9 protein-coding genes are annotated in these 13,193 nt (G+C 69.3%); all 9 read right to left on the bottom strand.

Annotated features, from left to right (window positions below; genetic code table 11):
- Positions 1 to 3: 3 nt before the first annotated feature.
- Positions 4 to 846, bottom strand: coding sequence for an LLM class F420-dependent oxidoreductase (locus ADK67_RS21780; protein WP_053718302.1), 843 nt, complete (start codon positions 844 to 846; stop codon positions 4 to 6).
- 10 nt (positions 847 to 856) lie between these two features.
- Positions 857 to 2,410 (bottom strand): type I polyketide synthase, encoded by a 1,554-nt coding sequence (locus tag ADK67_RS21775; protein WP_053718301.1) that lies wholly within the window; start codon positions 2,408 to 2,410, stop codon positions 857 to 859.
- Entirely contained in the window at positions 2,407 to 4,116 is a 1,710-nt protein-coding gene (locus ADK67_RS21770; protein ID WP_197289561.1) for a fatty acyl-AMP ligase, read from the bottom strand. The genes ADK67_RS21775 and ADK67_RS21770 overlap by 4 nt, the downstream gene beginning before the upstream one ends.
- Before the next feature lie 5 nt (positions 4,117 to 4,121).
- Positions 4,122 to 4,781: a class I SAM-dependent methyltransferase gene (locus tag ADK67_RS21765; protein WP_053718299.1), complete on the bottom strand. Its 660-nt coding sequence runs from the start codon at positions 4,779 to 4,781 to the stop codon at positions 4,122 to 4,124.
- Between the two features lie 7 nt (positions 4,782 to 4,788).
- Positions 4,789 to 6,234: an amidophosphoribosyltransferase gene (gene purF / locus ADK67_RS21760; RefSeq protein WP_197289560.1), complete on the bottom strand. Its 1,446-nt coding sequence runs from the start codon at positions 6,232 to 6,234 to the stop codon at positions 4,789 to 4,791.
- Between the two features lie 5 nt (positions 6,235 to 6,239).
- Entirely contained in the window at positions 6,240 to 6,761 is a 522-nt protein-coding gene (locus tag ADK67_RS52670) for a hypothetical protein (protein WP_053718297.1), read from the bottom strand.
- Complete coding sequence (locus ADK67_RS21750) at positions 6,758 to 7,579, bottom strand: hypothetical protein (protein WP_197289559.1); 822 nt, start codon at positions 7,577 to 7,579, stop codon at positions 6,758 to 6,760. Before ADK67_RS21750 ends, ADK67_RS52670 begins: the two co-directional genes overlap by 4 nt.
- A gap of 255 nt (positions 7,580 to 7,834) precedes the next feature.
- Entirely contained in the window at positions 7,835 to 8,539 is a 705-nt protein-coding gene (locus ADK67_RS21745) for a thioesterase II family protein (protein WP_197289558.1), read from the bottom strand.
- 74 nt (positions 8,540 to 8,613) lie between these two features.
- Positions 8,614 to 13,152, bottom strand: coding sequence for a non-ribosomal peptide synthetase (locus ADK67_RS21740; protein WP_197289557.1), 4,539 nt, complete (start codon positions 13,150 to 13,152; stop codon positions 8,614 to 8,616).
- Positions 13,153 to 13,193: the final 41 nt, after the last annotated feature.

Here is a 13,193-nt window from a genome sequence, read left to right as displayed (position 1 = left end):
TGATCATTGGAACTCCTGCGCCACTTCCGCGTACCACTCGATCATCGACACGACCTCTTCCTCGCCGGCAGGCGGCAGCGGGAGGACGCAGCGCGACGCCCCCGCCTCCTGGTAGGCGGCGATGACCTCCTCGTCGGCGGGTACGCCGAAGACCGTCACGGGAACCGACATCCGGCCCGCGACGGCGGCCCGTCCGCGCAGCTCGGTGATCTGGTCGGCGAACGTGTCGTCGAGCTGGGCGTGCCAGGGCATCCACTCGGCGCCGAGTTCGAGCACCCGGTCGATCACCCGCGGGCCGCTTCCACCGACCAGGATCGGCGGGTGCGGGCGCTGCACCGGCTTGGGCGTCGACCACAGCGGGTCGAACTTCACGAACTCGCCCTCGAACGCGGCCTCGTGCTCCGTCCAGATGCGCTTCACGACGGCCATGTGCTCCATGAACTGGGCGGTCCTGGTCCTCGGGTCGACGCCGTGGTTGAGCATCTCCTCGTGGTTCCACCCGGTCCCGACGCCGAACAGGAACCGTCCCCCGGACACCACGTCGATGCTGGCCACCTGCTTCGCGAGCTGGATGGGGTTGCGGATCGGGACCTGGCAGACGCCCGTGCCCAACCGCAGCGTCGTCGTCACCGCGGCGGCGACGGCGAGGGTGATGAACGGGTCGACGCCCTGCAGCGTCTCCGGAGGCACCTCCGCACCACCGGGATGAGGGCTGCTCATGCTGACGGGGACGTGGGTGTGCTCAGGTACCCAAAAAGACTCGAACCCTTGCTGTTCGACGGCTCTGGCGACCGAGGCCGCGTCCCAGGAGAAGTCGGTGACCATCATCATCGTGCCGAAGTCCATGGTGTGCCTCTCACGAGTCGGTCGGCCGGGTAAGGACGACATGGGCGTTCGCGCCGCCGAAGCCGAACGAGCTCACGCCGGCGGCGACGGCATCGGCCGGCGCCGGAGTGGGCCTGTCGACCACCCGCAACCTCAGCCCGTCGAAGTCGATCCGCGGGTTGCCCGACCGGTAGTGCGCGGTCGGTGGCACCCATCCGTGGTGCAGGGACAGCGCGGTCTTGGCCATGCCGGCGATGCCGGCAGCCGCCTCCAGGTGGCCCAGGTTCGACTTGACCGACCCGATCAGGAGCGGACGGTCAGCGGGCCTGCGCCGGCCGAGCGCCTCCCCGAGCGCCCCGGCTTCGATGGGGTCCCCGAGCGGCGTTCCCGTGCCGTGGGCCTCGACGTACCAGACGGCCTGCGGATCGATTCCGGCCGAGCGGTAGACCTCGTCGAGGAGGTCTCGTTGCGCGGCCGGGTTCGGTGCCATCAGGCCGTTCGACCGGCCGTCCTGGTTGAGGGCGCTGGCCTGGACGACCGCGAGCACGCGGTCGTCGTCCGCTCGGGCATCGGGCAACCGCTTCAGGACGACGGCGACACAGCCTTCACTGCGCACGTATCCGTCGGCGTCCGCGTCGAACGGTCTGCACCGCCCGCCCGGAGCCATGACCTGCGCGCGGTCGAAGTTGATGGTGACGGCCGGGGACAGCATCAGGTTCACCCCGGCGACGAGGGCGAGATCACACTCCCCCGCCTCCAGGCTGCGCCGTGCCATGTGCACGGCCACCAGCGAGGACGAGCACGCCGTGTCCACGGTGAGGCTGGGACCCCGGAGGTCCAGCAGGTAGGACAGCCGATTGGCCAGCACGCTCAGCGCCGATCCTGTGCCGGTCCACCCGGTGATGGCGGGCAGGTCCGCGAGCTGTCGGCGACCGTGGTCGTCGGTGCTCGCTCCGACGAAGACACCTACCCGTTCGCCCGCCAACGCGTCCGGCGGGATGCCGGCGTGCTCGAACGCCTGCCAGGCCACTTCGAGCAGCATGCGCTGCTGTGGGTCCATCTCGGCGGCCTCGCGCGGCGAGATCCCGAAGAACTCCGCGTCAAAGCCGTGCACATCGGACAGGAACCCTCCCGCACGCGACGCACCGTCGACGGCCGCCGCGTGCGCGGTCGACCGCACCCGGTAGTCCGCCCAGCGGTCGTCCGGCACCTCGGTCACGGCGTCGCCCCCGGCCATGAGGAACTGCCAGAGGTCCGTGGCCGAGTCGAGCCCGCCCGGGAGCCTGCAGCCGATCCCGACCACCGCGGCACCGGTCGACTTGGCCTCCCGGGGCGCGACGGCGGTGGGAGCGGCGTTCTGCTCACCGGCCAAGGCCTCGGCGAGCTTGCGCACCGTTGGCTGTTGCCACAGCGCGGTCGGGTCGACCGGGCGGTCGAGGAGCTCTTCCAGCTCGCCCGCCATCGACACCGCGTCCCGCGAACTGATGCCGTACTCCAGGAAGGGCCGGTCCGGATCAACCTCGGCCGCCGGGACGCCGGCGTGCGCCGCGACGCGCTCGACGAGCCACTGCCGGATCGACGTCATGCCGCCCCCTGGTATTCACCGCGCTGGTAGCGGGACTTGCACTCTTGGCGGCGCAACTTGCCGCTGGACGTCACCGGCACGGCGCCCTTGCGCACGAGCACGATGTCGTGGACCCGGACCTCGTGCCGTTCGGACACCGCCGCTCGCACGGTCCTGCGGACGGCGTCGAAGTCCAGGGTGGATGCCGGGGCCGCCAGCTCGGCCACGACGACGAGGGCTTCCCTCTCATCGACCTCGCAGGCGAACGCGGCCACCCGACCCGCGCGCAGGCCGTCGGACGCCTCTTCCACGGTCATCTCGATGTCAGCCGGGTGGTGGTTGCGGCCGTCGACGATGATCAGGTCACGCAGCCGCCCGGCCACGTACAGCCGGCCGTCGAGCGAAAATCCGAGGTCTCCCGTCCGGAGCCAGCCGTCCCGGTCATCGCTCCCGACGAACGTCTCCAGCGACCGCTCGGGCTGCAGCCAGTACCCAGCGCACACATTGGCGCCTCGCACCCAGATCTCGCCCACGCCCGTCGCGGGAGCGTCCGTACCCGTCTCCGGTGTGACGATCCGGACCTCCTGCTGCACAGGACGACCCGCCGAGACGAGCCGCTGGCCGTTCGGGTCATCGTCCTCGACCACGCTGACACGGCCGCGGGACAACTCGGCGCGGTCGAACACTCCCACGACCGGTTCCTTCCCGACCTCGTCGGCGGTGACCACCAGAGTGGCTTCGGCCAAGCCGTACCCCGGGCAGTGGGCCGAGTGCCGGAAACCGAACGGCTCGAACGCTTCGGTGAAGCGCGCGAGGGTGTCCGGGCGGACGTGCTCGGAGCCGTTGCCCAGCACTCGCAGGGCGGACAGGTCGAGGCCCTCGCGGCGAGGGCCCTTGACCCGGTCCACGCAGAGGTCGAGCCCGAAGTTGGGCGACATCGTGTGGGTGGCCCGCTGCGTGGTGAGCAGCTCCAGCCAGCGGCGCGGCTGCTGGATGAACGCCAGCGGGGAGAAGCACGTCACCGGCGTCGTGGTGGCCAGCGACACGGCCAGGGAGAACATCAGGCCCATGTCGTGGAAGAACGGCAGCCAGCTGACCAGGCGTGAGGACGGGCCGATTTCCACCGCAGCGGCCAGCTGGTGCGCGCCGACGGTCAGGTTGCGATGCAGGACCTGGACACCGGCCGGCTTCCTGGTCGACCCGGAGGTGTACTGCAGGTACGCGACGACATCACCGTCCGGCAGGGCGGGCAAGGGTCCTTGGGCCGGGATGCCGACGGTTCGCAGCACGTCGACCGGCAAGACCTCCTTGGGCAGCCCGGGGAGGTCCGTGAGCAGCTTCTGCACGGTCTCCAGGTGGCCGGTGCCGGTGAGCACGATCTCGGGATCGCAGTCGGCGAGCACGTTCACCAGCCGGTCCTGCGGGCGGAACGGCTCGGGGGCGAACAGCGGAACGGCGATCATGCCCGCGCGAAGGCAGCCCAGGAAGGCGATGACGTAGTCAACGTCGTGCCCACACAGGATCGCGACGCGGGAACCGCGGTCGACCGTCTCCAGCATCGACGCCGCGACCGCGGCGCTGCCCTGGTCCAGCTCCCGGTAGCTGAACGAACTGGTGACACCCGCGCGGTCCGTGGCGTAGTCGACGAAGGTCATCGCCGTGTCGTCCGGACGCAGCGCGGCGGCTTGCGTGAGGGCTTGTGCCGGGCCGAGGGCCACCGAATCCATGTCCATCACCTGTCCGAAGGCGCGGGACGGGCGATGCCGATGAGGTACGGCGAGTTCGTCGGGTACCTCGGCCAGGGCCTCGGCAGCCGGTCGACGATCTCGACCAGGAACCCGTGGCGAGCCATGGCGTCGACGCTGCGGCTGTTCGGCCTGCACCCGAAGGCGATGCGGCGCACCATCGGCGTGACCAGGTCCTGCAACGCACCCGCGACTCGGCCGGACGCGCGGACGTGTTCGAGGAAGACCAACTCGCCGCCCGGCTTGAGGACCCGCCTGATCTCGTCCAGCGCCTCGTCCAGGTCGGCGATGCTGCACAGCACGAGCGTGCAGACGACGGCGTCGAAGCTGTCGTCGTCGAAGGGGAGCCGCTCGGCCGTCGCGTCGACGACCTTGACCTGCCGACCGGCTTTCTCGGCGTTCCGCACGAACTGCGCGCGCATCGTGCTCGACGGTTCAACGGCGACGAGATCGAGGTCCTCGGAGTAGAAGGGCAGGTTCGCGCCCGCTCCGGCGCCGACCTCCAGGACGTGTCCGCGAAGCCGGTTGAGCATGCGACCCCGGAGGGGTCCGATCCAACGGCGCTCGGCTTCGGCGGCCAGGCTCTCGTAGTTGCGGGCGAATCGACGCCCGCCGCGGCTTTCCAGGTGATTGCTCGTCTTGGTCATGGGTCAGTCACAGTCCCTGAGTCGTTCCGACGGCGGCAGGAGGATGCGGGACGGGCCACGAACGCGGCACGGCGGTGGGGTAACGACCGGTCAGGCACGCGGCGCACACGGTGTCCCGGTCACCGGCTACCGCGGCCAGGAGTCCTTTGAGAGTCAGGAAGGACAGGCTGTCGCAGCCCAGGGCCGCGGTCATGTCCTCGTCTGGGGTTGTGCCCGCGAGGAGCTCCTCCGGCCGGCCGGTGTCGATGCCGTAGCAGCACGGGAACCGGTAGGCCGGTGAGGCCACCCGCACGTGCACCGAACGGGCGCCCGCTTCACGGAGCAGCGCGACGATCGCTCGCAGCGTGGTCCCCCGCACCACCGAATCGTCGACCACGATCACGTCCCGGCCCTCGACGGCGGCAGGCACCGCGGCCAGCTTCGTCCGCACCGCGCGTGCCCGAGCGCCCTGGTTGGGCTCGATGAACGTCCGGCTCGCGCCCGCGCGAGGGATCAACCCTTGAACCACAGGCAGCCCGGCTTGGGCCGCGTAGCCGTCGGCGGCGACCCGCGCCGTTTCCGGAACCCCGACGACGACCAGCTCCTGCGGTGCACCAGTCGGCGGTGGCGGAGCTTCCTCGGCGAGCGTCCGGCCTGCCAAGTGGCGGACCGTGTACACACTTCGTCCGCCGAACTCGGAGTCGGGACGCGCGAAGTAGACGTACTCGAAGAGGCACCGGGCTTGCCGGGCCTCCACCACGTCGACCCTGCTGCTGCGCAGCCGGAGACCGTCGAGTTCGACGACCTCGCCCGGTTCGAGCTCGCGGACCACACGACCACCGACCGCGCGGATCGCGGCCGTTTCCGATGCCAGCAGCCACGTCCCGTCCAGCCGACCGAGGCACAACGGCCGGAATCCGTGCGGATCCCGGACGCCGTAGAGCTTGTCACCGTCGGTCAGGACCAGCGAATAGGCGCCGGTCAGTCGTGGCAGCACCCGGTGCAACGCGGTGGACAGGTCGATGTCGTGGCGGGTCATGACCGTCGCGAGGAGGTCGGCGAGGGTCTCACTGTCCGTCACGTCCGAACCGGCGACCACACCGTGCTCTTCCGCCACGTCTGCGGCGTCCACGAGCGTCCCGTTGTGCGCCAAGGCGAGTCGGCTACCGGCCGGACCGGCCAGGACGGGCTGTGGGCGATCGGATCCGGCTCGTACCGTTCCGTACCGCACATGACCGATTGCGCCCGTCGACCTGCCGACCGGACGACCCTCCGGGAACACCACCGCGACCTGGTCGTTCCCCGCCTGCAGCACCAGCCCGCCCGGCGTGGACAGCGCGATGCCCGTCGCCTCCTGCCCGCGGTGCTGGAGCGCGAGCAGCATGTTCCGGACCAGGTCGGGGGCATCCTGGTCCGGTCCGCCCCACGCCCCCGCGACCCCGCACGCCTCGCGCGGCTTGTCGACGGCGCGCACCGGCGTCACAACGATTCGCCGCCCATCTCCAGCCAGTCGGCGAACGCCTCGAGGTTCGGGACGATCACGGTCGAGCAGGCGAGGATCGCCAAGGTCTGGCGCATCTCGGTGATGGCCACGACCGTCCGGCCCGCCAGGTAAGCGCGCTGCATCTCGGCCGCGGTGCCCATGCTGGGCTCCCGGCCCGGGAGCCAGGCCACGCACACGTCCGACTCGGCAGCGAGGCCGGTGAGGTGGTGGAAGCCTTCGATGAGCCGCAGCACCGGCTCCGGCAGCGTGTCGCGGTGGATGACCGACTGGTCGGCGAGGGCGGCGTGCGCTGCGCGGATCTCCGCCTCGTCGTTGGCGAACCAACCGGTGAGGATCTCGATCGGGTCGTGGACCACGGCCTGCGGGTCGCGCCGCGTGATCAGCTCACGCAGCGCACCGCGGTAGCCCTGGTCGGCCAGTTCGGCGCCGGGACGAGCGCCCTGCATGAGCCCGGCGAGGAAGTAAGAGCGGGTGCGGGTCGTCGGCACGGCGGTCATTCGTCCTCCACCGGGTAATCGGGGACTTCGAGATCGGCAGGAGCGATCTCCTGGTAGATCCGTGCCGCGTCGAGCAGGTACGCCACCAATTCGTCGGGATCTTTCGAGACGATGTGGCAAATGGCGTCGAGGTCCCGCAGGAAGCCTTCGGTCCCGCCCTCGCTGACCTTGCCCTGGTTGTCCTTGGTGATCAGGTGTCGCGGGTCCGCGAGATCCGCGCGGTCACGGCCGGTGAACGGCAGGACGAGTTCCCGCATCCACAGTTCTTCGCGGTCGATGACCCGGATCGACAGGTTGTTCTGCTCCGCGTGCAACAACAACCGCTTGACCAGGCCCCGCGGTGGCGGGAACGCCGGCAGCACGGAACCCGGCTTGAAGGTGAAGGCCCGGAAGGTGGCGTAATGTCCCAGCCGAGGCCGATACCGGCTGTATTCGCTGTGCACCGTGCCATTGGACGGTGTCCAGGTGATCCGGACCTTGGACGGAGCCGGTTCGCCGGTCGCGGTCACGCGCAACGGGTACGCGTCCGCCTCCACCGTGACCGCGCCGTCCACCACATCGGCACGCCGCAGGACGATCGGCCGCCGGTGCGGCAGGTAGGGGTCGAGCACGGTCATCCGATCCGGCTGCTGGTAGACCGCCGCGACGTGCCGTCCGGAGAACAAGTAAGTCGCCTTGACGCCGCTGCGCACCTCTACGAGCCGCGACACCTCGAAGGTCTGCCAGGCACAGCCCATGCCGAGCCCGCGCGGCGGCGCACCGGAGCCGTAGTACTCGTGGAACTGGGCGGCACTGCTGTAGGGCACTTCGAAGAGCACTTCGTCCAGTGCCTCGGCCAATGTCGTGTCAAAGTCGGTGAAGACAGTCGACGCCAGGATAACCACTTCCCTTCGAATCCGGACATGAGTAGACCCAGGATTCGACCAGTGGACGATTAATCACTTCCCAATTTATGGCGAGGAACCTAACACGACGACTCTGAGGGCCGCAACCGATTCGGCAATTCCTACAAGGCTGTCGTAATACACGACAGCATAAAACTACAGCCTTGTAGGAATTGAATGATGCTCGGTTCAGGGAGTGGACGGCCAGGCCGAAGCCGCACCGACGCCGAGAACGGCACAGAGCCTCTGGACCACTTGCCTGCGCTGGGCAGTGAGGTAGAAGTGGTCGCCCTCGAACCTGTGCAGGTCGAATCCCGCGCGTGTGTACCGCTCCCACCCCGCGGCTTCTTCCTCGGTGACCTCCGGGTCGGAGGTGCCGGTGAACGCCGAGACGGGAATCGGCAGGCGATCGTGCGCGGTGTAGCGGTGTGACTCGATCAACCGCAGATCGGCGCGGACGACGGGAAGCAGCAAGCGCCGCACATCATCGTCGCGAAGGAGTTGCCGCTCGACACCGCCGAGGTCGACCAACTCCTCGATCAGCTCGTCGTCGCCCAGGACGTTGCGCCGATCGTCCCGCGTCATGTGCGGGGCCGGCTGGCCGGACACGACGAGCCGGTTCACCGGGCCGTGCCCACCCGCGAGCCGCACCGCGACCTCGTAGGCGACCACGGCACCCATGCTGTGCCCGAAAAGGACGAGGTCGCGCTGGTCCCTCGCGGCGAGCGCGGCAGCGATCTGCACCGCCATGGCGGTCAACGTCTCCGGCATGGGCTCGTCCATGCGGTCCTCGCGCCCGGGGTACTGCACCGCGCGCAATTCGACGTCAGGGGGCAGCAGCGCAGCCCACGGGCGGAAGTAACCCGCCGAGCCACTGGCGTGGGGGAAGCACACCAGTCGGACAGCAGCGCGCCGCCGTCGGCGGAAGCAGCGGATCCAGGCGTCCGTCCCCACATCGGCCGACCACGTCAAGACCGCGCCTCCAACCAGGCCGCGAGGTCGGCGATCGTCGGCTGCCGGAGCATGCGCCCGAGCAGGTCCCGGAACTCCACACCAGCCGCGGCGGGCACAAGTTCTCGGGTTCGGCGGACAATGCGCACCGTCAGCAACGAGTCGCCGCCCAGCTCGGCCAGCGTGCGGTCGCGACTCACGGCGGCTTTGCCGAGACCTTCGGCCCAAACCTCCGCCAGCTGCCGCTCGGTCCCCTCTCGGGGTTCGGCCCGCACCGAGTCTGCCGCCGCGTCGACTCGGATCGTCCACGCGGCGAGGCGCTTGCGGTCGACCTTCCCGTTGTCGCTCAACGGCAGGGAGTCGACGATCTGCAGCTCCGAGGGGATCATGTGTTCCGGAAGCCGCTCGGCCAAGGCGTCGAGCACCTCGTCGGCATCGAGATCGACGCGATCCTCCTTGACCCTGATGAGGAAGAAGTCCTGGCCGAACGAGCGCATGGGACTACCATCGGGCGGGAAGATCGCCTCACAACGACCGTCCGCGGCCTCGATCTCCTCCATCCACCCCGAACGGGCGAGGAACAGCTCATCACGGCCGCGGCGACGATCGTCGAAGTCACCGTCACTGCGGACCATGAACTCCATGCAGGTCATCATTTCGTGGTGCTCGTGCGTCATCTCCAGGACGGCGACGGCACCGCCGGGACGAGTCAGCTCACGGAGCTGCCGCATCGTCCGGCTGATGTCCTGGGCGTTGTGCAGGATGTGAGCGCAGAGCACCACGTCGAACGAGTTGGCGGCGAGTCCCTGCGACCGGAAGTCCTCGTTGATGTCGTAGGTGCCGAACTCCATCCAGGGGAAGTGGCCGAATCGCGCACGAGCGTCGGTGAGGAAGAAGGCCGTGACGTCGGTGAACACGTACTCGACGTCCAAGCCGTCGAGGAGCGGGATGAGATCTCGACTGGTGCCGGCGGTTCCGGCGCCCACTTCGAGGATGCGGAACGGGCGTGGCTCGGAGTGATTCCGCGCGAGCTCTGCGATGGCGGCGACCGTCGCCTGGTTGAGGTAGCGCGCGATCGCGGTCTCCTCGTACATCGCCTTCGCGTAGTCGAGCCTGCCCTCGGGGAAGAACAGTTGGACCTGCTCGACGTCACCGTGCATCAGGTCCGGGAGGTGGTCGATGCTGACTTTCAGGTACCACATGAGGTCGTCGGGCACGACCAAGGCCGGACGAGCCTCGTCGGCCTGCCGCCACGCGTCGTCCACGGCCTCGGCGGTGACCGGTTGCGGCATGCGGTAGTGACCGTCGGCCGCCAGCAGCACACCCTCCTCGCCCAAGACCCGGAGCCAGCGCCGAACCAGTCGGTGGTGCTGGGGTGCGACCTTGGCTCCGTCGAGGACTTCCTCCACTGTGTGCACTGTGCCGGGGTCGGGGAACAACCCGTGCCCGCGCAGCGCGTGCGCCATGGCGAGGAGTTGGGCTCGGTCGAGGTGACGTCGGAAGCGTGCGACGTCGATGCGAGCCGTCTCGTCCTCGATGCCGGAGGTCGCGTCCTGGACCACTTCGGTGAGCTCCGCTCGGCCGTCAGAGGACTCCGGCAGCGGCGCACGGCGTGCGGCGGAGACGAAGCCGACCAATCGGCGGTCGTTGCGGTCACCGTCCACGATCACGGCCGCACTCGCGACCCCGGGCACGGACTGCAGGGCTGCCTCGATCTCGGCCAGCTCGATCCGGTGGCCCCTGACCTTCACCTGGAAGTCGGTGCGACCGAGGAACTCGATGTTCCCGTCCGGCAGGTACCGGCCGAGGTCGCCGGTGCGGTAGAGGCGCTCGCCGGTTTCCGGGTGGCGGACGAACCGCTCAGCGGTCTTGGCCTCATCGCCCAGGTAGCCCAGCGCCACGCCGGCACCGCCGATGTAGAGCTCACCGGCCACTAGGTCGGGCACAGGCCGCATCGCGTCGTCGAGCACGTAGAAGCTCTGGTTCGCCAGCGGCTTGCCGTAGGGGATGCTCGTCCACTCGGTGGGCACATGGTCGATCGGGTAGTAGATCGACCAGATCGCGGCCTCGGTCGCACCGCCGAGGCTGATCAGCGTGAGGCCGGGGATCTTCGCCCGGATCTCGTCCGGCAGCCCGACCGGGATCCAGTCGCCGGACAGCATCGCCAACCTCAGGCTCGCCAGTTCGGGTGCCGGTCCCTCGATGAAGTCGTTGAGCATCTGCAGTTGCGCTGGAACCGAGTTCCACACCGTGACACCGGCGGTGGCGACCAAGTGCGCCCAGTGTGACGGGTCGCCGCGGCGCGCGGGGCTCGGCAGCACGAGGGTGCCACCCAGGGCCAGGGTTCCGAAGATGTCGTAGACCGAGAGGTCGAACCCGAGGTTCGCCAGGCCCAGCACCCGGTCGTGGCGGCCGATGGCAAACCGCCGGTCGATGTCCTCGATGGTGTTGCGGGCGGCGCGATGGCTGATCATCACGCCCTTCGGCCTGCCCGTCGAACCCGACGTGAAGATCACATAGGCCAGGTCGTCCGGCGAGGCGGCGTCTCCGACGGGCGGCTCGGCGGGGGTGAGCGCGTCCACGGCGATTGCCCGGAGTCCTGCAGGCCAGGCTCCACTCTCACCGGCCGAGTCCGTGAGCACGACCGCGACACCCGCGTCATTGAGCATCTGGTCGCGCCGGACGGCAGGCTGGTTGCCGTCGACCGGGACGTAGGCACAGCCGGCCATCAGCGTGCCGAGCACCGCGGCGATCTGCGGCCATCCCTTCTCCAGGACCACCGCGACCAAGTCACCAGGAGTCGTTCCGGCGGCGCGAACGGCGTGGGCCACGGCACCTGCGCGGTGCAGCAGGTCTCCGTAGGACACCTGCTCACCGTCCGCGAGGATGAGCGCTACCCGGTCGGGCTCGGCGCGGGCGACGGTGACGAACGGCTCGTGGAGCAGGCTGTCCGGGATCGGCGCGGCCGTGGAGTTGACGGCGGCCCGCGCGGCCAGCTGGCGTTGTGGCACGAGCATCGGGACAGGACTCGACCAGTCGGTGCCGAAGTCCGCCAGCCAGTGCAGCAACCCGCGGTAGGCGTCGAACATGTCGTCCACCAGCCCGGGAGGGAAGAGTTCGTCCACCACGTCCCAAGCGAGCAGCAGATCGCCGTCGATCTCGTACAGCTGGTGGTCCAGCCACACCTGCGGGGTCTGCGAGAGCATCCACTCGAAGCGCCCCAGCACATCGGTGAACTCCGGACCGACGAACTCACCGCCGATGTTGCTGGCGAAGACCACCGGTGCGGCCACCTGCTCGCCGTCCAGCCCGCGGCTCATGTCGCGCAGCACTTCGACCGCGGAGTACTCCGCGAACGCGACATCGGCGCGGAACCTGCCTTGCAGGGCACGAACCCGATCAGCGAACGGAGCCACCGCCGTCATGTCGGCTTCCAACAGCAACAGGTTCGTGAAGTCCGCGACCATCTCCGGCACGTCATCGTGCAGGTGCTGACGGTCGAACAGCGGGACGTTGAGCAGGAACCTGCGTTGAGCGCTCCACGCTGCCAACGTCTCGGCGAACGCCGTCGCCAGGACCATTGCCGGAGTGACCCCTGCCGCCGCGGCTCTGCCCTTCACGGTCGCCCACGAGTCCCGCGACAAGGTGAAGGTTCGGCGCGAGAACCGAGGCGCTTCCACCTGCCCCGGGTCGCGGGCCAGCGGGAGCTGAGGTCCTCCGGTGGGCATCTCGGCCAGACGTGCCCGCCAGTGGTCCTGCGCTCGCCGCCTGGGCTCGGCACGGGTCGCCGCCAAGTCTCGCAGGTAGTCGGCGAAGGAGTACTGCGGGCTACCGGGGAGATCTTCCGGTCGGCTGTAGGCGATCGCCAGGTCCCGGAGGATGACCTGGATGCTCGCCACATCGGCCACCAGCAGATCGACATCGAGGTGGATGCGGGTGCGATCGCCGGGCAGCAGCGCGAGCTGGACGTCGAACACCTGCCCGTGCTCGACGTCCATCCGGCGGTGGCACAGGCCCGCCCGGATCTCGCGCAAACGCTCCTCGACCTGCTCCGTCGACCGGAGGTCGTGCACGGTGAGTCCACGCCAATCGGCCGAGGACGTGATCTGCTGCCTGCCGTCGGACAGGAACCGGGCGCGCAGCATGCCGTGTCGGGCGATGACCTTGCGGACGGCGTCGTCGAGGCGGTCGGGGTCCACCAGGCGTCCGTCGAATTCGAAGTACGCGTGACAGCCGACCCCGCCCAGTGCCATCTCCTCACGCCTGCCGACCCAGTAAGCGTGCTGGACGGGAGTGAGGTCGAACGGCGTGGTGTCGTCGGCCGCGGTCGCCGAAGTGGCTTGCGGCGCCGCGGTCGGTGCGGCCGCGTGGCGGTCGACAAGCTCCATCCAGTGCCCCAGCGTGGGCCGCTCGGCCAGTTCGGCGAAGCTCACCGGCACACCCGCTTTGCGCAGGGTGCCGACGACCTTCATCATCCGAATGGAGTCCAGACCCTCGGAAATGAGATCGACGTTCTCGTCGAGCGAATCCTCCGACGTGCCGAGAAGTCCGGCCACGGACGCTTTCAGGCTCAGCCGGGCACTCGATCCGGTTGAGT

The sequence above is a fragment of the Saccharothrix sp. NRRL B-16348 genome (genome assembly GCF_001280085.1).
In the GTDB taxonomy this organism is placed as follows: Bacteria; Actinomycetota; Actinomycetes; order Mycobacteriales; family Pseudonocardiaceae; genus Actinosynnema.
The sequence above is the reverse complement of the archived record's forward strand: the minus strand, read 5'-3'. Positions and strand labels throughout refer to the sequence as shown.